Origin of the sequence: Caballeronia udeis (assembly GCF_001544555.2) — a bacterium.
Lineage (GTDB): Bacteria > Pseudomonadota > Gammaproteobacteria > Burkholderiales > Burkholderiaceae > Caballeronia > Caballeronia udeis.
The window spans coordinates 40,808-62,817 of sequence record NZ_FCOK02000011.1; the positions used below are offsets into that span (position 1 = coordinate 40,808).

Consider the following 22,010-nt stretch of genomic DNA (forward strand, 5'->3'; position numbering starts at 1 on the left):
CCGCTCGCGCGGGACAGGGGGTTTTAGTTTTTAGTTACTACGCCGATGTCGACCCTCGGCGGCGTCCGGTCAGCCGATCATTCCTGCACGGCAAAGTCGATCCGGCGGTTCGCGAAACGTCCGCTGGCCGTCGAGTTGTCCGCGATCGGGTGCTCATCGCCGAAACCTTGCGCCGTCAGCGAATCAGCCGATACGCCATGCTTCACGAGGAATGCGCGCACTGCTTCAGCCCGCTTCTTCGACAACGCCAGATTCGTGCTCGCCTGGCCGACATTGTCGGAGTAACCACCCACGTTCAGCTTGACTGGCTTGCCGTTCGTCTCGCACGCCTTCAGCACTTGTGCCGATTTCGCCAATGCCAGTTGCGCGTCTTGCGGCGGCACGTCGGAACCCGTGCGGAAATTGATGACTTGCAGGTTCAGCACCTTGGCGACATCGGCTGCGGAACAATCGTCGCTCAGCGACGAGAACGCGCTCATGAACGATTCCTTCGCGCTTTCAACCGCTTGCTTGACGTCGAAGGTGCCGATGGTAAAACCAGCGCCGAACAAGGACTTCAGCTTGTCCATCCAGCCGTTGCGCACGTCTGCAGCCGACCCGCTCAACTCGATCTTCTCGCCCGACAACCTGGCTTCCGCGCCCGGCAGTTGCATCAGCGGCAACAGGCCGTCGAGCTTGTCGAGCCAGCTGGCCGGCTTGGTGTCGGGATCGACGGCGATGGTCGCATTCAGATGATCCGCGCCGAACTTCGCCGTCAGTGCGGCGAGCAGCGTGGCCTTCTCTTCTTCGCTGCCGACCGTTGCGCGAATAGCGGGTGCGCCGAGCTTGTCGACGGTGAATGTCAGCAGTGCGTCCTTGGTCGGTGCGGGTGCGGCAGCGGGTGCCGAAGCCGGAGCAGGTTCCGAAGCCGCTTCAGCAGCAACCACCGGAGTCGATGTCACCACCGGCGCTGCGGCGGAGGCTGCAGCAGGAGCCGCAGCGGGTGCCGGTGCGAGCGGCGTCTGGTTGCCGCAGCTACGGCCGAACAGCAACGCCAGCAAAGCAAGTGCGGCAGCTACAGCCAGCCACCACCATTTCTTCGATCCAGCCTTCTGTTCCATCACGATCCGGTCGAGCGAAGAGTTGACGGCAGCCGATGCGCCGACCGTCGACGGGTGTTCAAGATGCGACGACACCGCTTTCATCTGCGCGGCAACGCCGGACAGGAAACTGGTCGCGCCGCCCAGGCCCAGCGCGCCGGCGATGTCTTCCGTCATGCTTGCCTTCACCATCGGCAACTGATGGCCGAGCAGCGTGGGCAACTGGCCAACGTTGCCGTCGGACTTCGAGAAATAATGCTTTAGCATGCCGAACAGTGCCGTTGTGACGATGCCACCCAACGCATGCGTGGCGCCAACCGATACACCAGTCTTCGCTGCCACCGCGTTGCTCAGCGCGTTCACACGCTCTTCGGACGCCACGCCGCTCGCGAGCCGCATACCCGACGCGAGCAACGATTGCAGGCCGTCGCCGTGGACGAGTTGCGGCAGCATCTCGACAATATTGGCGTTCGAATCCGGCGACATGATGGAAGTGAACAAACTGCGCGCGCCTTCAGGCGATGCGGCTTTGTTCATCAACGACCCGACCAGCGCGGGGGCGATCATGCCGACCACACGCTTCGCTGCTTCGGGGGCGACGCCCAGTTTTGTAGCGAGTTGTTGCAACACGCTTTCGGTCAAAGCGCCCTGTACCAGCTGAATAACATTGATGCTCATTGAATTGCCTTTTCCTTACTTGCGTGATTGCGCGTTCCGCCCTCATAGGGCGGCGCCGATTATAGGTTCGGCATCGAGTAAATAAGGACTTCGGACTAAAAATCGGAAATACCTCAAAGGGCGCGGCGATTTTGCCCGTGGGAAGGTTTTTTGCTCGTCATTGGAGACAGGCCCGGGTTTTATCGGCACGAGTGAAAACCACCCTGACGCGTCGCATAATCGAGGAGCAAACTTCGGGAAAACAACGCCGTTCATCACTAACCGATACTCTTTTCGGGATTAACCTCGGGCATAGAAATAATCCGGAGCATTGAAGCGGACGGGAAAACGAATGTGAAGCGGCAAGCCATCAAGGAGGCAACCGATGAACTCACCCACCTACGGCCAGACACACGAAGTCACCAACCAGGCCCCGCCGCTCGAGCGTTACAACGCGCTCTCGAGCGACCCGGCGCTGGTCGGCGCCATCCAGCGCGAAGGCGCGGCGTGGCACCTCGACACTCTCACCCGCGACGGTCTGGCGCTCACCCATCCCGATATTGTTGCGCTCGCCGACCTGGCCAACCGGCATACGCCGGAGCATCACCCGTTCAGCGCGCGCGGTGAGCGTATCGATGCAATCGAATTTCATCCCGCGTGGCACACGCTGCTTTCCATGCTGCGCGAGCAAGGCCTTCACTCACTGCCGTTCGAAACTGCCGCGCCGAAACCCGGCTCCATGGCCGCGCGTGCCGCCGGGTATTTTCTCCACGCACAACTGGAAAGCGGTTCGTTGTGCCCGCTGACCATGACCTTCGCCAGCATTCCCGTGCTGCAGCAGGAGCCCGCGTTGTACGCGACCCTGCAGGCGCAATTGCTCTCCCGTCAGCATGATCCGCGCGATATCCCGCTCGGCGCCGGCAAGCAGTCGATGATGGTCGGCATGGGCATGACCGAGAAACAGGGTGGCTCGGACGTGCGCAGCAACAGGACCCGCGCGGTTGCGACAAGCGCAGGCGGACGGGGCGGTGAATATCGGCTGATCGGCCATAAGTGGTTCTTTTCCGCACCCCAATGCGACGCCCATCTCGTTCTGGCGCGCACGGACGGCACGGACGATAACGCCCAGGAAAACGGCCCGGTTTCCTGCTTCTACGTGCCGCGTTTCGCACCGGACGGATCGAAGAATGCCGTGCAGGTCCAGCAGCTCAAGGACAAGCTCGGCAACCGTTCGAACGTCAGCAGCGAAGTCGAATTCCTCGATGCCTACGGTGTCATGATCGGTGACGAAGGACGCGGCGTACCGACGATCATCGAAATGGCGAACTTCACGCGTCTCGATTGCGTGATCGGCAGCGCCGCGTTGATGCGTGCCGCGCTGATCCACGCGATTCATCACGCGCGGCATCGGCGCGTGTTCGGCGCAAAACTCATCGACCAGCCGCTGATGCGCAATGTCCTCGCCGACCTCGCGCTGGAATCCGAGGCGGCCACCGTGCTGTTCATGCGGCTCGCGGGCGCATTCGAGAATTCAGGCAGGCCGGAAGAACGCGCGTGGCGCCGCATCGTAACGCCGGCGGCCAAGTTCTGGGTCTGCAAGCGCGCGCTGGAATTCACGGGCGAAGCCATGGAAGTCTGGGGAGGAAACGGTTATGTCGAAACGGGGCCGATGGCGCGGTTTTATCGCGAGGCACCGGTGAATTCGATCTGGGAAGGATCGGGGAATGTGATGTGCCTCGACGTGCTCAGGGCGTTCGAGCGCGAACCCGATGCCGCCCGCGCGCTGCTCGATTCATGGCAGGCGGTGGCGGGCGAACATCGCGTGCTTGGCGCGGCGCTCAACACGCTGCTCGCGATGCTGCGCGGCGACCCGGCTACGCGCGAAGCGTCGGCGCGGGGAATTGCTCAGCAACTGGTGCTCACCGCGCAAGGGGTCCTGCTCGCGCAGCACGCGCCGGCCGGCGTAGCGGCGGCGTTCATGGAAACCCGTCTCGGCGATGCCCGCGCAACGGCGAATCGCGTGTACGGAACGCTGCCGGCAACGTTCGATTTCAACGCGGTGATCGAGCGTGCATTCGCGGGGTAGGTTCGGGGTCATCCCGGGGATTGTTTCCGGATAGCACGGCAATACAACGCTTGATGAATCAAGCCGCGCGTCTACGCCCCTTGCGCACTGGAATTGCCGGGTCCACTTCGGGCGGCGGCCCCGCCTCCACCCCGTTCTCCAGCCTATACAACCACGCGAGCAACTCCGCCACCGCCTGATAAAGCGCAGGCGGAATGCGTGAGTCCAGGTCCACCTGCATCAGCAGCGAGACCATCTCCGGCGATTCATGCACATACAGCCCCGCATCCTTTGCGCGCTGCACGATCATTTCCGCGACCAGCCCATAGCCCTTCGCGACCACGCGCGGCGCGGCGTCGGCGTTCTTCGTGTCGTAGGTGAGCGCGGTGGCCTGCTTGCGCGAATCGTTGCGCATGCTCACGTGTCGCTCCCGGCCGATGGCGATGGCGATGGCGATGGTGATGGCACAGCGCTCGCGGTATCGGCGAAATGGGGGGGCGCCGGATCAGCGGCCAGCGCCGCCAGCGCGTCTCGTGCGTGCACCGTCAACCCGGCAAGCTGAAGACCCGCGGCGTCGAGTTGCTGCCGGAAATGATCGCCATCGGCGGCAAGACGTGCGGCGCCGCCCTCGCTCGCATTCAAGCGCACTACGAGTTGCTGGCCGGTGAGCACCAGGTCCGCGTCCACGTTGCCGAGCGTCGGCAATGTCAGCGTGACCCGTGTGTGCCACGCGCGATCGATACCGGTCGAACCCGCTCCCGCGCCGCTCTCCTGGAACACGTCACGCTCATGGGGAGCGCGGTTCTGCGGCTGGATTTCCCACTCGAACTTCGCACCCGGCCACGCTTCACCAGACCAGCGAAACTGATCGGTGGCGAGCACGTCGAGCTGTTGGCGGACCAGCGGAAGGGTCGACGGATGAATGCCGGAAGCGACGGCCGCCTGCACGGCCGAATCCTGGAGATGCGAGGCTGAAGGCGCCGCGCCCGCTGCCGCGGTCCCCGAACCCTGCGCGGTCGATGAAAACAGGCTCGACGGCATCTCGCGCACCGATGCCGCCAGCGCCGCCGCCTGCTGCGGCGTTTGAGGCGTCGGCACGAGACGCATGGGAGTGAGCGTGTCGGGGGTATCGGCGGCGGTGAACGTCGGCGGAAGCAGCGTTTCGTCGATCCACACTTCGGGCTGCTCGTCGGCCGACGCCGGGAAAGAATCGGACGGCAATGCGCTTCCCAACTTGTCCACGCGAGCCTGAGGCTCGTTTCGCATCGACGCCAGCGAACGCTGTCCGCCCAGCCACAGCGCGATATGGTTTTCGTAGAAAAGGCCGCTGTCGACGACGGTCCTGGCGAGCATCGCGGCGAGCACGGTCGTGGGCAGCGGCGGCGCGGGCGGGTTGACCGCGCTCGCTGCATTCGCCGAACTGGAGGAAAACAACGACCCGGTCAGGCTCTCGAACGCGCTGGCGGCCACGATCAGGCGCGGCGCGGTGGGCCACAGGGGCGTGCTGCCAAGCAAGGCGGGCGTCTCGCTGCCGCCGAACCGCGAGATGATGTAGAGCGTGCGTGCAATGTCGCTCAACGCGGTCTGCGTCGACGGCCCAGCCGCCGTATACGCGCTGATGGCGGCCGCGGGCGTGGCAACCCGCGGGGTATCGACTGAGAGTTGCGAGGTATTGGCTTGAGGCGCAGTCGAACTGGTCTGCGTATTGAGCGCGGACAACAGCATGTCAGTGCGGCTGGCAAGCAGCGCAGCGACGGCGGAGTCCAGTCCAGTCATGCCAGTATCCTAGGGTCTACAGTCCAGTTGCACGGCCGGCAACCGGTTTCAACGAACCGCAAACGCGTCAAAACGCGTCTAGCGGAACCCGATCATCTTTTTCAAAACTCGCACCGGCCTGTTCACCGTGAACAATGCGGCGGACAAACGCGCGAGGCTGGGGGCGCTGAGATCACGAATGGCGGCGTCGTCGGCAAGAATCCGGCGCACCAGTTCAAACTTGCGGGCACGCGCGCTGTCATCCAGTGCGGAATTGGGATCGACCTCTCTCAAGCCGTCGATCAACTCGCGGTACGTGCTTTGCATCGCCTTCAGCTCACCCCATTCTCCGCTGCGTGCTGCGACCAGCATGCACGCAGAAAGTGCGGCAATCGCTTCATAATGAGCGAAATATTCTTGTGTGGTTTTCATTATGTGCAAGCATGTTTCGCGGCTTCACGCCGCAGCCATTTTTGCTGCATCGGGTGCAATCGCCATCCAGGCTTCCTCCAGGGTCGCCAGCAGGCCATCGATCTCCACCAGCACTTCTTCGCTCTGACGCACATTCGCTTCCAGCAACCGGTGCGCCATGTAGGTGTACAACGCGTCCAGGCGCGCCGCGATATCTCCGCCGGCGTCCCTGTTGAGCGCCGGCTGCAAGCCGCTTTCAATGATGTTGATCGCTCTCGTGATCGCCGCGCCGCGCGCCGCGATATTGCGCTGCTGCAGGTGCATCCGCGCCTGGGCGATTGCCTGTCGCGCACCTTGATACAGCATGGCGACCAGCCTGTGCGGGCTCGCGCCCATCACCCCTGTCTGGACGCCGACGCGTGCATAGGCGCTAGCTCCACCGTGTCCCTGGGAAAACATCCGACCCTCTCCTTATGTCGACCAGAGTTGGCGCTTTAGCGCTTACTCTGGTCCCATGCCGTTTTTCGCGGTCGACCAGAGTTGGTGCAAAGCTCCTGCTCTGGTCCCGTTTTCCGTCGTTTCATGGGCGCTGCACGCTAGCGCACTTATTGACGGAAACCGTGATGAACCGATGCCGATGAACTGATCAGGATCCCGCTATTTGTCTGACCGTTTATCGTGCTGCTATCCGGGTTATCGGAGAAAGTGGCAAAAGCTTTAGGCGTGCTTTGCGTCACAACGGATTCCAGGGAGGGAAATAGTCGGCAGGTCGATGGCGCAGAACCAGGCGGCGTTGCGTTCAGACCGAGATGTTCATGATGTCGTTGTAGGCGGACACAAGCTTGTTACGGACTTGCAAACCGAACTGGAACCCTACGTTCGCCTTCTGCATGTCGACCATCACGTCGTTCAGCGAAACGTTTGGCGCGCCCACTTCGAACGCGTGCGCCTCGTTGAGCGCGCTGGTCTGGCTGCTGCTGATGTTGTCGAGAGACGACTTCAGCGCGTCGGCGAAACTGCCGGCGCTCGCTGCACCTGATTCGGGCACGACGCTGCCGCTCGCGACGTTGCCGGCTCCGCCCGCCGCTTGCGTCGCCATGGTCTGCATTTGCTTGAGCGCAGAACTCAGCGGGCTGATGGAAGTATCCATGAAGTCTCCATAAGGAACGGGAAGGAACTGAAAATCGGCAGCAACATGTGGACTGCGGCACTTCTGGGACAATTCGAACCGGGGCCTGTCCCGGGCCTCAGGCCCACGTCTGCGTGTAAGCCTGGGCGGTTCGCCACATGGTCTGACCGATTAGGAAAAAGTCTAGCAGCAGCGCCATTTCGCAAAGCGGGGAAAGGGGACCAAAACTCGCGTCTGTTCGCTGAATCGACTTACCTCTCCTTACGGATAATTCCTCTCATGAAAGTGTCTGCAGTGCGCGCGGCCGTCGCCGGTGCACTCCGCAGAAAACGCAAGACTCGGAGAGTTTCGAAGCATGGATTCCACAACCAACCTGATCAACCCGGAGGCCCGCATGGGTCTGACTGGCACGCAGCCAGGCGCCGCCGGGTCGATCGCCGCAGGTACGGGCGGAGCCGGCTATTCGGGCGGCGCGGACTTTGGCGGCGCCGGCTTCGGCCCGCGCATGGCGACGCTCAACCAGTTCCGCAACAACCCGCGCATGCCGCTGATCATCGCGGTGGCTATCCTGGCGGTAGTGGTGGCGGGCCTCGTGATGTGGTCGCGCCAGCCGGATTACCGGGTGTTGTTCAGCAACCTCTCCGACCGCGATGGCGGCGCGATCATCGCTGCGCTGCAGCAAGGCAATATCCCCTACAAGATTGCTGAATCGGGCGGCGCGATCCTGGTTCCGAACGACGCGGTGCACGAAACCCGTCTGCGCCTGGCGTCCCAGGGTTTGCCGAAGAACGGCTCCGTCGGCTTCGAATTGATGGACAACCAGAAGTTCGGCATCAGCCAGTTCGCCGAACAGGTCAACTATCAGCGGGCGCTTGAAGGCGAGCTGGAAAAAACCATCGCATCGATCTCCTCGGTGCGTGAAGCCCGCGTCCATCTCGCCATTCCGAAGCCCACCGTGTTTGTGCGTGAAAAGGAACTGCCGACCGCGTCCGTCATGCTGAATCTCTATCCCGGCCGTGCGCTGGACGAGGGTCAGATCCTCGCGATCCAGCATATGGTGTCCTCCAGCGTGGCGGACCTGCCGGTGAAGGGCGTGACCATCGTCGATCAGGACGGCAACCTGCTCACGCAGCAAAGCTCGGCGAACGGCCTGGACGCGTCGCAGCTCAAATATGTGCAGCAGATCGAGCGTAATACCCAGGGACGCATCGACGCCATCCTCGCGCCGCTGTTCGGTGCAGGCAACGCGCACTCGCAGGTGAGCGCGGATATCGACTTCTCGAAGCTCGAGCAAACCGCCGAAAGCTATGGTCCGAACGCCAACCCGCAAAACACGGCGATCCGCAGTCAGCAGTCGAGTGTTTCGAATGACAGCGGGGGCGCAGCCGCGGGCGGCGTGCCGGGCGCGCTGTCGAACCAGCCGCCGGCTGCAGCGTCCGCGCCTATCGACGCAGCCGCCAGCGGCGTCGACGGGAAAACCGCGCCGGTCAGCATGCGCAAGGACACCACGACCAACTACGAAGTCGACCGCACCGTGCGCCACTACGAGCAGCCCATGGGCGGCATCAAGCGCCTGTCCGTCGCGGTGGTGGTGAACTACCAGAAGCAAGTCGATGCCAAGGGCCTGGTGAGCATGCAGCCGCTCTCCGCCGACAAGCTCGCGCAGGTCCAGCAACTGGTGAAAGACGCGATGGGCTACGACGAAAAGCGTGGCGATTCGGTGAACGTGGTCAACAGCACCTTCCTGGTGGATTCGACCGTGATTCCCGACGTGCCGTGGTGGCGCACCCCGGACATGATCGCGCGCGCGATTCAGCTCGCGAAGTACGCGGGGATTGGTGCGGTGGCGTTGTTCCTGTATTTCAGCATGGTCAAGCCGGCGATGCGCCGCGCGTTCCCGCCGCCCGCACCGCCGCCCGCGCTCGGCGCACCGGACGACATGTCGATGCTCGACGGCCCGTCCATGCCGAAATCGCAGATTGAAGAAGAAAAGGATGCCGAGGTGAGTTTGCTCGGTCACGAAAGCAACAAGGCCAAGTTCGAACGCAATCTCGATTACGCGCGCATGGTCGCGCGCCAGGATCCGAGAATCGTCGCGACGGTCGTCAAGAACTGGGTGTCCGATGAACGCTGAAGGCCTCAATAAAGCCGCGCTCCTGCTGATGTCGATCGGTGAATCGGAAGCGGCGGAAGTGTTCAAGTACCTTGGACCGCGCGAGGTGCAGAAGATCGGCGCGACCATGGCGACGTTGAAAAACGTCACGCGCGAGCAGCTCGACAATGTGATGACCGAGTTCGTCCAGGAAGCCGAGCAGCACACCGCGCTGTCGCTCGATTCGAGCGAATATATCCGGGCGGTGCTGACCAAGGCGCTGGGCGAAAACAAGGCGGGCGCGCTGATCGACCGGATCCTGCAGGGCAGCGATACCAGCGGCATCGAAGGCCTGAAGTGGATGGATTCGGCCGCTGTCGCCGAGCTGATCAAGAACGAGCATCCGCAGATCATTGCGACGATCCTGGTTCACCTGGACCGCGACCAGGCGTCCGAGATCGTGGCGCTGATGACCGAACGTTTGCGCAATGACGTGCTGCTGCGCATTGCCACGCTCGACGGCATCCAGCCGGCCGCGCTGCGCGAACTCGATGACGTGCTGACCACCCTGCTCTCCGGCAGCGACAACCTGAAGCGCGCGCCGATGGGCGGCATCCGCACGGCGGCGGAAATCCTCAACTTCATGTCGACGGCGCACGAAGAATCCGTGATCGAAAACGTCAAGGAATTCGATGCGGAACTGGCGCAGAAGATCATCGATCAAATGTTTGTGTTCGAGAATCTCCTGGAACTGGACGACCGCGCAATCCAGTTGCTGCTGAAAGAAGTGGAATCCGAAACGCTGATCGTCTCGCTGAAAGGCGCCCAACCGCCGCTGCGGCAGAAGTTCCTCGCGAACATGTCGCAGCGCGCCGCCGAACTGCTGGCCGAAGATCTCGACTCGCGCGGCCCGGTGCGGCTCTCGGAAGTCGAGGCGCAGCAGCGCAGGATCCTGCAGGTCGTGCGCAACCTGGCCGAATCGGGTCAGATCCAGTTAGGCGGCAAGGCCGAGGACGCGTATGTCTGATGCTGCCGAAGCCGCCAAGAAAGCTCGCATGACCGCTTATCAGCGCTGGGAGATGGCGTCGTTCGATCCGGTTCCGGCCGATCGCAGCGCCGCCGATCAAGCCGCGCTCGAAAAGCACTTGCGCCGTGTTCGCGACGAAGCGCACGCGCAAGGACTGGCATCGGGCCATGTGGCGGGTCAGGCAATGGGCTACAAGGCCGGTTATGACCAGGGTTACGAACAGGGCCTGGAAGAAGGCCGCCGCGAGTCGCGGGCAGAAGCCGCGCGGCTGGCGCAGATGGCCGATACCTTCAAGACCGCGCTGCAAGCCGCCGACGCCGTTGTTGCCGAAGCGCTGACGGCGCTGGCGCTGGACATCGCGCAGCAAGTGGTGTCGCAGCATCTGACACTTGATCCGACCGCTGTGCTGGCGGTCGCGCGCTCGGTGATCGCGGCCGAGCCGGCGCTGGCCGGCGCGCCGTATCTGACGGTGAATCCGGCGGATTTGCCGATTGTCGAAGCCTATTTGCTGGAAGAGCTCCAGGCGGCGGGATGGGCGGTCAGGACCGACCCGGATATTGAGCGCGGCGGTTGCCGGGCGCAGGCGGCAAGCGGTGAAGTCGATGCAACCAACAAGACGCGCTGGGAGCGTGTGGCGGCGGCGCTCGGGAGGTCACAACCATGGTGAACTCAGCCCATGTCAATGTGAGCGCTGCGCGCCGCGTCACGCAGGAAGGGTTGAGCGAGCTCGAACAGGAATTGGCGCGGGCGTCGTTCGGGCCACTCGCCGTGGACGATGACGCCGAACCGACAGCCGAAGAAATCGCGGCGCAGACTATCGTCGATCTCGCCGATATGGCGAACAACCCGTATCTGGATGGCTGGCGCGCGCAGCTCGAAGCAAGCAAGGCGCGTAGCCAGATTTCGAAACCGCTGCGCGCATGCGGGCGTCTCACGCGTGCAGCCGGGCTGGTGCTGGAAGCGGTGGGATTGAAGCTGGGCGTGGGGTCGGAATGCATGATCGAGTTGCCTGCCGGCAGTTCGATCCCGATGGCCGAAGCCGAAGTCGTTGGTTTCTCCGGCGACAAGCTGTTCCTCATGCCGACCACCGAAGTCTCCGGCCTGTTGCCGGGGGCGCGCGTGTATCCGCTGGAAAGCGCGCCGATCAACGACCCGATGGCCGGCGCCAAGCGTTTGCCGGTTGGTTGGGAGATGCTCGGCCGCGTGGTCGACGCGTCGGGCAAGCCGCTTGATGGGCTTGGGCCCCTTGGCTCGAAGGTCGATGCGCCGCTGACCGCGCCGACCATCAACCCGCTGAATCGCGAGCCTATTCACAAGGTGCTCGACGTCGGCGTGCGCGCGATCAACGCGTTGCTGACCGTGGGACGCGGCCAGCGCATGGGCCTGTTCGCGGGCTCGGGCGTGGGCAAGTCCGTGCTGCTCGGCACCATGGCGCGCTACACGAGCGCCGAAGTGATCGTGATCGGGCTGATTGGTGAACGGGGCCGCGAGGTGAAGGAGTTCATCGAGCAGATTCTTGGCGAAGACGGGCTCGCGCGCTCGGTCGTGGTGGCGGCGCCGGCGGATGTGTCGCCCATTTTGCGGATGCAGGGTGCGACCTACGCGACCTCATTGGCGGAATATTTTCGGGATCAGGGCAAACACGTACTGCTGCTGATGGATTCACTCACGCGCTATGCGATGGCGCAGCGGGAGATTGCGCTCGCGATCGGCGAACCGCCCGCCACCAAAGGGTATCCGCCCTCCGTGTTCGCGAAACTGCCGGCGCTGGTTGAGCGAACCGGGAACGGCCGGGAGGGTGCCGGATCGATCACGGCTTTTTATACGGTCTTGACTGAAGGGGACGATCAGCAAGATCCTATCGCCGATTCAGCGCGCGCGATTCTCGACGGCCACATTGTGCTGTCGCGTTCATTGGCCGAAGCGGGGCATTACCCGGCCATCGACATTGAAGCGTCCATCAGCCGGGCGATGACGGCGCTGATCGACGACAAGCATCTGGACCGGGTGCGTTTGTTCAAGCAGATGTTGTCGCGCTACCAGCGCAACCGCGATTTGATCAATGTAGGCGCGTATTCCACGGGGCGGGATGCGTTACTCGATCGGGCGATTGCGTTGTATCCGCGGATCGAAGCGTTTTTGCAGCAAGGATTTCGTGAGCAAGCCATGTTTGAACCGAGCCTGGCCCAACTCGATGCGTTGTTCGAATAAAGATAATTTAGGAACCTGACTTCCATGTCCAAGCATCTGCCGATCAAGACCCTGATCAACCTCGCGGAAGAAGAACTGGAGGCTGCCACGAAAAAGCTTGGCAAGCTCCAGCAAGAACGTGACGAGGTGGAGACGCAGTTGAACTCGCTGGTTACGTATCGCGACGAGTATCACGCGCGTTTTACGGCGTCGGCGCAGGAAGGCACGACCGCGCAGACGCTGCGCAACTTCCAGGCATTCGTCGATACCCTCGACTCGGCCATCAGCCAGCAGCGTGTGCTGCTCGCGGGCGCGAACCAGCGGCTGGAAGCGGCCAAGCCCGAATGGCAGCAGCGCAAGCAGAAGCTGGGCTCGTACGAAGTGCTGGCTGCGCGCGGCGAGTTGGTGAAGGCGAAGCAGGAGGCACGCATCGAACAGCGGGACTCCGATGAGCATGCTTCCAAGATGTTGCGGATGCGCGCCGAAAAGGCATGAAGTTGGCTTGAATATTTTAGCGATTTTTATCGTGGATACGATACAAGGGGCCCAGTATGTCGACCGTTAATTCTGCCAGCACGATGCTTGGCCTGAGCGCTGCCCAATCGCGGAACGCGGCGGCAACGTCGGCGAGCGATAACGCGGCGGCATCGTTTGTATCGACGCTGCATAACATAACCGCCAAGGCGAACGAGGAAGCGGCCGCTCAGGCGCGCGTGCAGGCGCAAGCGCAGGCGGCGAAAGCCGCGACGGCGGCATCGGCCGCGCGCGGCAGCGTCCACGACGCGCCCAAGCCCGACGACGCTTCAACTGCACAAGCTAAAGCGGCGGCAGACCAGGCCGATAGCGCGGATCAGGCTGCGGCTGCAGATCAGACGCAGGCGGCGGGCTCAACTTCGGCGGCGGCGACGGCTTCGTCCGCGTCATCGGCTTCATCGGCTTCATCCACGGCCAATCAGGCACAGGGATCGACTAGCTCGACGGCGACGGCATCCACGACGGCGGCTGACGCAAGCGCAGCCGACGCGGCCGCTCAGGCGGATGCGGCGAAGGCGCAACCGGAAGCTGTTGCCGCAGCGGCAGCAGCGACTGCGGCGGCGACCGCAGCGGCAATGTTGAAAGCGCGCGGGGCGGCGGCCGCGGATCCGGCCACGGCTTCGACCGACCCGGCGACTGCCGCGATGGCTGCGGAAGCGATGAGCGCGACGTCTTCCACGCAATCGAAAGACAAGTCGAGCGACGCCAAGGCCGCGGATGATGCCGCGGTTCAGGCTGCCCTTGCGCAGTTGGCGAATACACAGGGTGCCGCGACGCCATCGCCCGATGCTGCGGCAGCGGCGGCCGCTGCTTTGGCGAATGGTGCGAATGCGGCGAACGCGGCCAACGCTGCAAATGCCAACGCGGGTGGAAAGGCGGGTGGTTCGAGGCAGTCGGGTCGGGCGGTATCGATGACAGCGTCTGCGGGTGATTCCACGAGCCGTGCATCGGTGACGCAGCAAACCGGCACGGCATCGGCTTCGCAACAAGCCGATGCAACGGCGCTGGCGACCGCGACACCGGCCGATGACGGCAGCGCCGCGTACAAGGCGACTGCTGACGCTGCAGCGCATTCGGCTTCGATGCAGGCAGCGTCGGCGACGGCGGGAAGCGCTCCAGTCCAGAGTGCGGCAGCGGCAGCCGGCAGTGCAGCCATTGCACCGCATGTCGGGTCGAGTGGATGGGACGAGGCGTTCAGCCAGAAGGTGGTGTTTCTGTCGAATGGTCACCAGCAGAGTGCTGAATTGACGTTGAATCCGAAGGATCTGGGACCGTTGCAAGTGGTATTGCAGGTCACCGACAACCATGCGCACGCGTTGTTCGTTTCGACACATGCGCAGGTCCGGGCGGCTGTCGAGGCAGCGTTACCGACTTTGCGTGAAGCGATGCAGGCGAGCGGAATTGGTTTGGGCAGCGCAAGCGTCAGCAATGGTTTCGCAGGTCAGCAGTCGGGCCAGCAGGGTGGTGGAGCGTCGTCGGGAGCGGGCGGCCGAGGCTCGGGTGGAATGAGCGGCACGGATGACGCGGGAAGCGTGGATGCACTGAGCGCGATCAGCATGCCGGTGCGTAAGCAGGTGGGGCTGGTCGACACATTTGCTTGAAGCGGGGCGAGCGCAACGCTCGCGAGTGAGCTTATAACCAGAGCCGGGCCGGGCGTCATTGGGTGAAGACGACGTGCCATAAAGACGGCGAGAGCCGTACAAAATCCTTGAGCTCTGGTGCTTGCCCGACACTCGTGGCCAAGCGTGTTCATGTTGGAATCCGCGGGGCCACAGACCCTTAAAACAGCGACTCCGACCGCTAACGCAGAAACCCTGCAATCAGGCATAGCCCCCGCTACGCCCTCCGAAAGCCCTCGCTCAAATCCCCCCGCGCTTAAGCAAAATCCACTCGTCGATCCGCACCAACAAAACCCAAACTCACGAGTTAGCCCTAATAACCCCTTCTGTTCGGGCCATCGCAGAGACTCACTTTCGCCAACAATTCAGGCTACAGAAAGAGGTCCGCAATCATGGCAAGCACCACCGCAACTCAACAACCTATTGTCAACGTGAAGAGCGGCAGGATGAAGCGCATCTTGCTGATCGTATTGGGTCTTATCGTTTTGCTGGGCGCTGGTGCTGCTGGTGCTTACTACTACTTCCAGCACAAGCCTGAATCCGGGGCGGCGGCGAAGCTGGCGCCCGCAGCACCCCCGGTGTTCTTCCCTCTGGAGTCCATGACGGTCAATCTCCAGTCCGACGACACCATGCACTACTTGCGGATCGGCTTGACGCTGAAGCTGCCGGACCAGAAGGCACAAACCGCGCTGACCGAGCGCATGCCGGAAGTACGCAGCCACATTCTGATGTTGCTGTCGGCGAAGCGTCCGGACGATCTGGCGGGGATCGACGGCAAGCGTGAGCTTGCGAAGGAACTGCTGGAGACGGTCCAGAAGACGGGGGGCACGCCGGACAGTCCGGCACGCGTCCAGGAAGTGTTGTTCACGGAATTCGTCGTTCAATAATCCGCGCAACCACCCTCGCCTTCAACCGCTTCAGCACAAGCAAAAGCAACCGCGCACAGGAACCAAGGAACACTCATGGGCCACGAAGAGTTCATGTCGCAGGAGGAGGTGGATGCCCTGCTCAAGGGCGTCACCGGGGAAGTCGACACTGTTGCCGACGAAACGCGCCACCATGGCGTACGCCCCTACAACCTCGCGACGCAGGAACGCATCGTCCGGGGCCGGATGCCCGGCCTGGAAATCATCAACGACCGCTTCGCGCGTCTCCTGCGCGTGGGCATCTTCAACTTCATGCGGCGTTCGGCGGAAATCTCGGTCGGTCCGGTGAAGGTGCAGAAGTACAGCGAATTCACCCGCAACCTGCCGATCCCGACGAACCTGAACCTCGTCCACGTCAAGCCGTTGCGCGGCACGTCGCTGTTCGTGTTCGATCCGAACCTGGTGTTCTTTGTCGTCGATAACCTCTTCGGCGGCGACGGCCGTTTCCACACGCGCGTGGAAGGCCGCGAATTCACGCAGACCGAACAACGCATCATCAGCAAGTTGCTGAACCTCGTATTCGAACACTACGCGGCATCGTGGAAATCGGTGCGAACGCTTAACTTCGAATACGTGCGCTCGGAAATGCACACGCAGTTCGCGAACGTGGCCACGCCGAACGAGATCGTGATCGTCACGCAGTTCTCCATTGAATTCGGCACGACCGGCGGCACGCTGCACATCTGCATGCCGTATTCGATGATCGAACCGATCCGCGACATCCTCTCCTCACCCATCCAGGGCGAAGCGCTCGAAGTGGATCGCCGCTGGATCCGCGTGTTGTCGCAGCAAGTGCAGGCGGCCGAAGTGGAACTCACGGTGGATCTGGCGGAGATCGGCACGACCTTCGAAAAGATTCTCAACATGCGGGCAGGCGACGTCCTGCCGATCAATGTGCCCGAAGTGGTCACGGCAAAAGTGGACGGCGTGCCGGTCATGGAATGCGGCTACGGAATTTTCAATGGTCAATACGCGTTGCGCGTCCAGAAGATGATCAGCGCAACCGACACGATGAAGGAAGGTGGATATGAGTGACGTAACTGAACCGGGCACGCTGCCGTCCGATCCGCTCAAGGGCGAGGACTTCGGCATGGACGACTGGGCAAGCGCGCTGGCTGAACAGAACGGCAATGAAACGCCGGCAACGGCTTCGTCAGCGGGAGTGTTCCAGCCTTTGTCGAAAGTCGAGGCGCCCTCGACACGCAATGACATCGACATGATTCTCGATATCCCCGTGCAGATGACGGTGGAACTCGGGCGGACCAAGATCGCGATCCGCAACCTGCTGCAACTGGCGCAGGGGTCGGTGGTGGAACTCGACGGCCTGGCCGGCGAACCGATGGACGTGCTGGTCAACGGCTGCCTGATCGCGCAGGGCGAAGTCGTGGTGGTCAACGACAAGTTCGGTATCCGTCTCACCGACATCATCACGCCGTCCGAACGCATCAGGAAGTTGAATCGATGAAACGCTTTGCCGCCGCGCTTGCCGCATGGTCAGCACTTGCCATGACGCTTGTCGCCCACACGGCTCACGCCGCCGACATGAACGCCGTCAATCACGCGGCGCAGATTGCATCGGGCGTCGGCGCGGGCACGGCCGTGCCGTCGCTCGGAGTGGGCGCGGTGCTGCAGACGCTGCTCGGACTGGCAATCGTGATTGCATTCGTGTTCGGCTGCGCATGGCTCGCGCGCAAATTCGGCGTAGCGGGCAGCCAGCGCACGGGTCTCGTGAAGGTGATTGGCGGGGCGTCGCTGGGCAACAAGGAGCGCGTCTCGGTGGTGGAGATCGGCGATACATGGCTCGTGCTCGGCGCGGCGCCCGGCAATGTGCGGTTGCTGCACACCATGCCGGCGGGGTCGGTGGCCCTTAACGGCACGGAAGCAGGCGCCCCCCCCGAGGGCCAACCGCTGCAAGGCAGTTTCGGTCAACGTTTTCGCGATGCCCTCGCTGGTGAAGCGACCAAGCGTCTGCAAAAGTTCGCGGGCGGGAGCAAGTAATGCAGGCTCGTTTTCCAGCACGATGCGTGAGACTGGCGAGGCTGTTGCTGCCCGTCGTCATGCTGGCCCTCCCCTATACCGCTTTCGCGCAAAGCACCGCAGGACTTCCCGCGTTCAACACCAGCGCTGGCCCGAACGGCGGCACGACGTATTCGCTCAGCGTCCAGACGATGCTGCTGCTCACGATGCTGTCGTTCCTGCCGGCCATGCTGCTGATGATGACGAGCTTCACGCGCATCATCATTGTTCTGTCGCTGTTGCGGCAGGCGCTGGGCACGACCAGCACGCCGCCTAACCAGGTGCTCGTCGGACTCGCGCTGTTTCTCACGCTGTTCGTGATGTCGCCGGTCCTCGACCGCGCTTACGCCGACGCCTACAAGCCGTTCTCCGACGGCACGATCACGATGGACCAGGCCATGACGCGCGGCGTCGCGCCGTTCAAGCAATTCATGCTGCGCCAGACCCGCGAAGCCGATCTCGCGCTGTTCGCCAGGATTGCCAAGGCGCCGCCCATGAACGGTCCCGAGGACGTGCCGCTCTCGCTGCTGGTGCCGTCGTTCGTGACCAGCGAGCTCAAGACCGGCTTCCAGATTGGCTTCACCATCTTCATTCCGTTCCTGATCATCGACATGGTGGTGGCGAGCGTGCTGATGTCGATGGGGATGATGATGGTGTCGCCCACCACCATTTCGTTGCCGTTCAAGCTGATGTTGTTCGTGCTGGTGGACGGTTGGCAGTTGCTGATCGGCTCGCTTGCGCAGAGCTTCGTATCGTAGAGCAGAGAAAGACACCAGGACCGAGACTCACACGATGACACCCGAATCCGTCATGTCGATCGCGCATCAGGCCATGTACGTGGCGCTGTTGCTCGCCGCTCCGTTGTTGCTGGTCGCGCTGGTGGTCGGCCTGGTCGTGAGCCTGTTCCAGGCCGCGACCCAGATCAACGAAAGCACGCTCTCGTTCATTCCGAAATTGCTCGCGGTGGCGCTCACGCTCGTGATCGCCGGTCCGTGGATGCTGGAAACGCTGCTCGACTACATGCGCCACGTTTTCACCATCACGCCCGCCATCACCGGCTGACGATGTTCTCCGTCACTTACGCGCAGCTCAATCTCTGGCTGACGTCCTTCCTCTGGCCGTTCACGCGCATTCTCGCGCTGATCGCAACCGCCCCGCTGCTCAGCCAGCAGGCCATTCCGATTCGCGTCAAGGTCGCGGTGGCCGCGTTCCTCGCGCTGATCGTGGCGCCCACTATTGGCGCGTTGCCCCAAGTGACCGTGTTTTCCGCCGATGGCGTGATGATCATCGTCAATCAGTTCCTGGTCGGCGCGGCGCTCGGCATGACGATGCAGATTGCGTTCGCTGCCATCGATGCCGCCGGCGAGTTTATCGGCATGCAAATGGGCCTCGGTTTCGCGATGCTCTACGACCCGCGTGAGGGCGGGAATTCGGTGGTGATATCGCGGTATCTGAACACCATCGCCATGCTGGCGTTCCTCGTGGTCGACGGCCATCTGCAAATGATCAGCGCCCTTGTGCAGACGTTTCAAAGCGTGCCGGTGAGCGCGAACGTGCTGGGTTCGGCCGTCTATGCGCGCGGCTGGCAGACGCTTGCCACGTACGGCGTGAGCGTATTTTCCACGGGCTTGTTGCTGTCATTGCCGGTGGTCACCGCGTTGCTGATCGCCAATCTGGCGCTGGGCATCCTGAATCGCGCGGCGCCCCAGATCGGAATTTTCCAGGTGGGCTTTCCGGTCACCATGCTGGTCGGATTCCTGCTGATCCAGTTGATGATCCCCAACATGATCCCGTTCTTTCAACGCATTTTCGAGAGTGGCATCGACCAGATGGGGCGCGTCGCGGCTGCGCTTTAGCACGCCGCTCAAGTGGCAGCAGTCAATCAACCAGCTCGTACGCCGTGCTGCGCCCGCCTGACATCGATCTCCGCAGCACCCCCAATGCCATCAATTCGCCGATGTCACGCAACGCTGTATCCGGCGAACACTTCGCTATGGCGGCCCACTTGCTGCTGGTCAGCTTGCCGTCGAAACCATCCAGCAGCCGCTTCAGCAGCTTGATCTGCCGCTCGTTGAATGGAGCGGCAGCCCAGCGCTGCCAGAAACGCGTCTTGACCAGCACTGTGTCCACGGTGTGCTGGGCGTTGTCCACTGCGCGATGCAACGTGTCCAGGAACCATGTGAGCCACGCGGTTACGTCGAGCGATCCGCGCTGCGTCTGCTCGAGGATGTCGTAATAAGCGCTGCGCTCGGACTGGATCTGCGCGGACAAGCTGTAGAAGCGCTGCGGACTGCCGTCGGCGCGGGCGAGCAGCAAGTCGCCTATTGCCCGGGCAATGCGGCCGTTGCCGTCGTCGAAAGGATGCAGCGTGACAAACCACAAATGCGCCAGCCCGGCCTTGATCACCGGAGCCACTTCGGAGTCGCGATTGAGCCAGTCGAGGAAACGCGTAGTCTCGGCCTCGAGGCGATTAGCCGGCGGCGCCTCGAAATGAACCTGCTGGCGGCCGATGGGTCCAGAGACAACCTGCATGGCGCCGTTTTCGTCGTTGCGCCATGCGCCGATCTGGATCCGGGACAACGCGCTGAAGCCGGTGGGAAACAACGCCGCATGCCATGCAAACAAGCGCTCGCGAGTCAGCGGCGCGTTGCAACGGGCGGTCGCGTCGAGCACCATTTCGACCACGCCTTCCACGTGCCGGTCGACGGGTGCAAGCGCGCCGATATCCACCCCAAGCCGGCGGGCGATAGACGATCGGACAGAGTCCGCATTCAGCCTTTCCCCTTCGATCTCGCTGGTCTTGAGCACGTCCTCCGTCAGCGCGATCAGGCTCGCCTGGTTGCGCAGGGTCAAACCGACATCGGCGAGCCGGCCGAGCAGCAGACCTTGGGCGCGACTGACCGCAGCCAGCGGCGCGGCGATCACCGACAGATCGTAGCGCCAGGCCGGCCAGTCAGGATCCTCCCAGATAAAAGTCCATTCTCCGCGTTTCATGCGGTGATTATGAGGCGTAATCACCGCAAAGGGTGATTTATTCTCCGCATTAAATGCGGATAATAAGCTCTCTATTCACCGCACGCATTTGGCTGCAAGGGTTCCAGGCGTTCCAGACGCATCGGCGCCGCCCAAACGCCGCCCATACGCCGCCCGATAAAAAGGGCCGCCCTTCAAACCGGCGGCCCAAAACACATCCCACTGCCCACATCAATTCCTTCCCTGCTCGCCCCCGGCGCTTAGCCGGTCAAGTAGTTGAACAGCGACATCTTCTGGATCTGCGCAAACGCCTGCTGCGCGGCCTGCAATGAGGTCTGCGTCATTTCGTACTGGCTGATCGCTGCGGGCAGATTGACGCTGACCAGGTCTGACAGATTGCTGGCGGTTTGCGTCGAGGTTGTCTGCATCGCGGTCTGCGTCGCCGTGACTTCCTGCTCGCGGCCACCTACCGCTGTCTGCGTCGTCAGCACGTTGTTGAACGTGTTGCTGATTTTCGTACCCGCCGTGGTCAGCGCGTTTTGCAGCGTCGCCTGCGCGGAGGTCGAATCGGCAGGCTGCTTCAGCGCATTCACCAGCGAATCGAGCGTCGAGAAAATGTCCGTATCGCTGACGTTGCCTGTGTTCGCCGGCGCCACGGTGAATGTATCGCCCGATGCCGGCGTCCCGGAAATAGCGACGGTCTGCGAACCGAGCGTGATGTTGCCGCCGGCCGTGTAAGGGGTCGGCGGGGTCACGGTCGTTGTCGTGCCCGTCGCCGGATCCAGAGCCGTGACCGAGTACGAGCTGACGGTCGAGGTCGTGGGCGGCGTCCCGGTGGTCGTGGTGCCGAAAGTGATGGTGTAGGTCGACGAGTTGGCAGGATCGCTGCTGTTGGTCACGCTGACCGGACTGATCGTGCCCGACCCGGTGTTAGCGGCCGATCCCGACGAAACCGGCGCGCTTTCGTTCGACGAAACGCTTTGGAAGATTGCCGAACCCGGATCCGCGACGTTGATCGTGCGGGTGTCGGAAATCTGCACCTGCCGCTGCCCGGGGCCGCCCGCGTAGGTCGCGCCAACGCCGGAGGGGTTGTCGTTGAATGGCTTCGAGCCGCCCTGGAAGCCGGCAAAGATGTAGTTGCCGTTGGCGTCGGTGGTGTTGGCGAGCGTCATCAGCGTACTGCGATAACCCTGGAGCTGGGTCGCGAGCGCGCTGCGGTCGGTGTCGTTGAGCGTGCCGTTGCCGGCATTCACCACCAGCGACTGGATGCTCTGCATCACGTTCGTCACACTCGTGAGCGTGGAGTCTTCCTGCTGCAACGAGGTCAGCGCAGACGACTGGTTGGTCGAGTATTGCGCGAGGTTGGCCGCCTGCGCGGTCAACGCCACGGCTTGCGCGGCGCCGAGCGGATTGTCCGCCGCGGTCTGCAAGCTTTTGCCCGATGAGATCTGCGCATACAGGTTGGAGAGCGATGCCTGCTGATTGTTCATCGTCGAGACGCCCGACGTGAAGTACTCGAAGGTGGAGATGCGCATCG

At 62.8% G+C, this 22,010-nt stretch carries 22 protein-coding genes; 14 read left to right on the forward strand and 8 right to left on the reverse strand.

The features are described from left to right. Window positions 1-77 precede the first annotated feature (77 nt). Window positions 78-1,757 carry an OmpA family protein gene (locus AWB69_RS10605; RefSeq protein ID WP_062084861.1) on the reverse strand — a complete coding sequence of 560 codons (1,680 nt, stop codon included), beginning with the start codon at window positions 1,755-1,757 and terminating at the stop codon, window positions 78-80. Between the two features lie 364 nt (window positions 1,758-2,121). Between AWB69_RS10605 and AWB69_RS10610 the strand changes: the two genes are divergently transcribed. Next, on the forward strand, window positions 2,122-3,822 hold the full coding sequence (locus AWB69_RS10610; protein ID WP_062084862.1) for an isovaleryl-CoA dehydrogenase: 1,701 nt from the start codon (window positions 2,122-2,124) through the stop codon (window positions 3,820-3,822). A 58-nt stretch (window positions 3,823-3,880) separates the two neighbouring features. Here AWB69_RS10610 and AWB69_RS10615 read toward each other — a convergent pair whose 3' ends face one another. The 5 genes from AWB69_RS10615 to fliE form a co-directional block, all read right to left on the reverse strand. Then, complete coding sequence (locus AWB69_RS10615; RefSeq protein WP_062084863.1) at window positions 3,881-4,216, reverse strand: EscU/YscU/HrcU family type III secretion system export apparatus switch protein; 336 nt, start codon at window positions 4,214-4,216, stop codon at window positions 3,881-3,883. Window positions 4,217-4,218: 2 nt separating this feature from the next. Continuing rightward, a complete protein-coding gene (gene fliK / locus AWB69_RS10620; protein WP_063977784.1) occupies window positions 4,219-5,577 on the reverse strand; it encodes a flagellar hook-length control protein FliK in 1,359 nt (452 codons plus the stop codon). Between the two features lie 78 nt (window positions 5,578-5,655). Continuing rightward, a complete protein-coding gene (locus tag AWB69_RS10625) occupies window positions 5,656-5,988 on the reverse strand; it encodes a flagellar protein FliT (RefSeq protein ID WP_062084864.1) in 333 nt (110 codons plus the stop codon). Window positions 5,989-6,012: 24 nt separating this feature from the next. Then, window positions 6,013-6,426, reverse strand: a complete 414-nt coding sequence (gene fliS / locus AWB69_RS10630; RefSeq protein ID WP_062084865.1) for a flagellar export chaperone FliS — start codon at window positions 6,424-6,426, stop codon at window positions 6,013-6,015. A gap of 340 nt (window positions 6,427-6,766) precedes the next feature. After that, window positions 6,767-7,117 (reverse strand): flagellar hook-basal body complex protein FliE, encoded by a 351-nt coding sequence (gene fliE, locus AWB69_RS10635; protein WP_062084866.1) that lies wholly within the window; start codon window positions 7,115-7,117, stop codon window positions 6,767-6,769. A 334-nt stretch (window positions 7,118-7,451) separates the two neighbouring features. On the opposite strand from fliE, the gene fliF reads away from it, so the two are divergent. The 13 genes from fliF (at window position 7,452) to fliR (ending at window position 19,356) form a co-directional block, all read left to right on the forward strand. Then, window positions 7,452-9,230, forward strand: a complete 1,779-nt coding sequence (fliF, locus tag AWB69_RS10640) for a flagellar basal-body MS-ring/collar protein FliF (RefSeq protein WP_062084867.1) — start codon at window positions 7,452-7,454, stop codon at window positions 9,228-9,230. Beyond that, on the forward strand, window positions 9,220-10,215 hold the full coding sequence (gene fliG, locus AWB69_RS10645; protein WP_062084868.1) for a flagellar motor switch protein FliG: 996 nt from the start codon (window positions 9,220-9,222) through the stop codon (window positions 10,213-10,215). Before fliF ends, fliG begins: the two co-directional genes overlap by 11 nt. Continuing rightward, entirely contained in the window at window positions 10,208-10,882 is a 675-nt protein-coding gene (gene fliH, locus AWB69_RS10650; protein ID WP_062084869.1) for a flagellar assembly protein FliH, read from the forward strand. The genes fliG and fliH overlap by 8 nt, the downstream gene beginning before the upstream one ends. Next, entirely contained in the window at window positions 10,876-12,426 is a 1,551-nt protein-coding gene (fliI, locus tag AWB69_RS10655) for a flagellar protein export ATPase FliI (RefSeq protein WP_062084870.1), read from the forward strand. The genes fliH and fliI overlap by 7 nt, the downstream gene beginning before the upstream one ends. Window positions 12,427-12,450: 24 nt before the next feature. Continuing rightward, entirely contained in the window at window positions 12,451-12,900 is a 450-nt protein-coding gene (gene fliJ, locus AWB69_RS10660; RefSeq protein WP_062084871.1) for a flagellar export protein FliJ, read from the forward strand. Between the two features lie 56 nt (window positions 12,901-12,956). After that, the gene (locus AWB69_RS10665) at window positions 12,957-14,540 is read left to right on the forward strand and encodes a flagellar hook-length control protein FliK (protein ID WP_062084872.1); all 1,584 of its coding nucleotides are present in this window, start codon (window positions 12,957-12,959) and stop codon (window positions 14,538-14,540) included. Between the two features lie 410 nt (window positions 14,541-14,950). After that, window positions 14,951-15,445, forward strand: a complete 495-nt coding sequence (fliL, locus tag AWB69_RS10670; protein WP_062084873.1) for a flagellar basal body-associated protein FliL — start codon at window positions 14,951-14,953, stop codon at window positions 15,443-15,445. A gap of 75 nt (window positions 15,446-15,520) precedes the next feature. After that, window positions 15,521-16,519, forward strand: coding sequence for a flagellar motor switch protein FliM (gene fliM / locus AWB69_RS10675; protein WP_062084874.1), 999 nt, complete (start codon window positions 15,521-15,523; stop codon window positions 16,517-16,519). 55 nt (window positions 16,520-16,574) lie between these two features. Then, on the forward strand, window positions 16,575-16,949 hold the full coding sequence (gene fliN, locus AWB69_RS10680; protein WP_404606477.1) for a flagellar motor switch protein FliN: 375 nt from the start codon (window positions 16,575-16,577) through the stop codon (window positions 16,947-16,949). Beyond that, complete coding sequence (gene fliO, locus AWB69_RS10685; RefSeq protein ID WP_062084876.1) at window positions 16,946-17,482, forward strand: flagellar biosynthetic protein FliO; 537 nt, start codon at window positions 16,946-16,948, stop codon at window positions 17,480-17,482. The genes fliN and fliO overlap by 4 nt, the downstream gene beginning before the upstream one ends. Beyond that, a complete protein-coding gene (gene fliP / locus AWB69_RS10690) occupies window positions 17,482-18,258 on the forward strand; it encodes a flagellar type III secretion system pore protein FliP (protein WP_062084877.1) in 777 nt (258 codons plus the stop codon). The genes fliO and fliP overlap by 1 nt, the downstream gene beginning before the upstream one ends. 34 nt (window positions 18,259-18,292) lie before the next feature. Next, the gene (fliQ, locus tag AWB69_RS10695; protein ID WP_062084878.1) at window positions 18,293-18,562 is read left to right on the forward strand and encodes a flagellar biosynthesis protein FliQ; all 270 of its coding nucleotides are present in this window, start codon (window positions 18,293-18,295) and stop codon (window positions 18,560-18,562) included. 2 nt (window positions 18,563-18,564) lie between these two features. Next, a complete protein-coding gene (gene fliR / locus AWB69_RS10700; protein WP_062084879.1) occupies window positions 18,565-19,356 on the forward strand; it encodes a flagellar biosynthetic protein FliR in 792 nt (263 codons plus the stop codon). Window positions 19,357-19,378: 22 nt separating this feature from the next. On the opposite strand, the gene AWB69_RS10705 is transcribed toward fliR, so the two are convergent. Beyond that, entirely contained in the window at window positions 19,379-20,494 is a 1,116-nt protein-coding gene (locus AWB69_RS10705) for a Fic family protein (protein WP_062084880.1), read from the reverse strand. 239 nt (window positions 20,495-20,733) lie between these two features. After that, complete coding sequence (flgL, locus tag AWB69_RS10710) at window positions 20,734-22,008, reverse strand: flagellar hook-associated protein FlgL (RefSeq protein ID WP_062084881.1); 1,275 nt, start codon at window positions 22,006-22,008, stop codon at window positions 20,734-20,736. Between the last annotated feature and the right edge of the window lie 2 nt (window positions 22,009-22,010).

Bases quoted from the DNA above. Each gene is read 5' to 3' on its own strand.
- AWB69_RS10605 (WP_062084861.1), bottom strand. From the start codon at position 1,757: ATGAGCATCAATGTTATTCAGCTGGTACAGGGCGCTTTGACCGAAAGC.
- AWB69_RS10610 (WP_062084862.1), top strand. From the start codon at position 2,122: ATGAACTCACCCACCTACGGCCAGACACACGAAGTCACCAACCAGGCC.
- AWB69_RS10615 (WP_062084863.1), bottom strand. From the start codon at position 4,216: ATGCGCAACGATTCGCGCAAGCAGGCCACCGCGCTCACCTACGACACG.
- fliK (WP_063977784.1), bottom strand. From the start codon at position 5,577: ATGACTGGACTGGACTCCGCCGTCGCTGCGCTGCTTGCCAGCCGCACT.
- AWB69_RS10625 (WP_062084864.1), bottom strand. From the start codon at position 5,988: ATGAAAACCACACAAGAATATTTCGCTCATTATGAAGCGATTGCCGCA.
- fliS (WP_062084865.1), bottom strand. From the start codon at position 6,426: ATGTTTTCCCAGGGACACGGTGGAGCTAGCGCCTATGCACGCGTCGGC.
- fliE (WP_062084866.1), bottom strand. From the start codon at position 7,117: ATGGATACTTCCATCAGCCCGCTGAGTTCTGCGCTCAAGCAAATGCAG.
- fliF (WP_062084867.1), top strand. From the start codon at position 7,452: ATGGATTCCACAACCAACCTGATCAACCCGGAGGCCCGCATGGGTCTG.
- fliG (WP_062084868.1), top strand. From the start codon at position 9,220: ATGAACGCTGAAGGCCTCAATAAAGCCGCGCTCCTGCTGATGTCGATC.
- fliH (WP_062084869.1), top strand. From the start codon at position 10,208: ATGTCTGATGCTGCCGAAGCCGCCAAGAAAGCTCGCATGACCGCTTAT.
- fliI (WP_062084870.1), top strand. From the start codon at position 10,876: ATGGTGAACTCAGCCCATGTCAATGTGAGCGCTGCGCGCCGCGTCACG.
- fliJ (WP_062084871.1), top strand. From the start codon at position 12,451: ATGTCCAAGCATCTGCCGATCAAGACCCTGATCAACCTCGCGGAAGAA.
- AWB69_RS10665 (WP_062084872.1), top strand. From the start codon at position 12,957: ATGTCGACCGTTAATTCTGCCAGCACGATGCTTGGCCTGAGCGCTGCC.
- fliL (WP_062084873.1), top strand. From the start codon at position 14,951: ATGGCAAGCACCACCGCAACTCAACAACCTATTGTCAACGTGAAGAGC.
- fliM (WP_062084874.1), top strand. From the start codon at position 15,521: ATGGGCCACGAAGAGTTCATGTCGCAGGAGGAGGTGGATGCCCTGCTC.
- fliN (WP_404606477.1), top strand. From the start codon at position 16,575: ATGGACGACTGGGCAAGCGCGCTGGCTGAACAGAACGGCAATGAAACG.
- fliO (WP_062084876.1), top strand. From the start codon at position 16,946: ATGAAACGCTTTGCCGCCGCGCTTGCCGCATGGTCAGCACTTGCCATG.
- fliP (WP_062084877.1), top strand. From the start codon at position 17,482: ATGCAGGCTCGTTTTCCAGCACGATGCGTGAGACTGGCGAGGCTGTTG.
- fliQ (WP_062084878.1), top strand. From the start codon at position 18,293: ATGACACCCGAATCCGTCATGTCGATCGCGCATCAGGCCATGTACGTG.
- fliR (WP_062084879.1), top strand. From the start codon at position 18,565: ATGTTCTCCGTCACTTACGCGCAGCTCAATCTCTGGCTGACGTCCTTC.
- AWB69_RS10705 (WP_062084880.1), bottom strand. From the start codon at position 20,494: ATGAAACGCGGAGAATGGACTTTTATCTGGGAGGATCCTGACTGGCCG.
- flgL (WP_062084881.1), bottom strand. From the start codon at position 22,008: ATGCGCATCTCCACCTTCGAGTACTTCACGTCGGGCGTCTCGACGATG.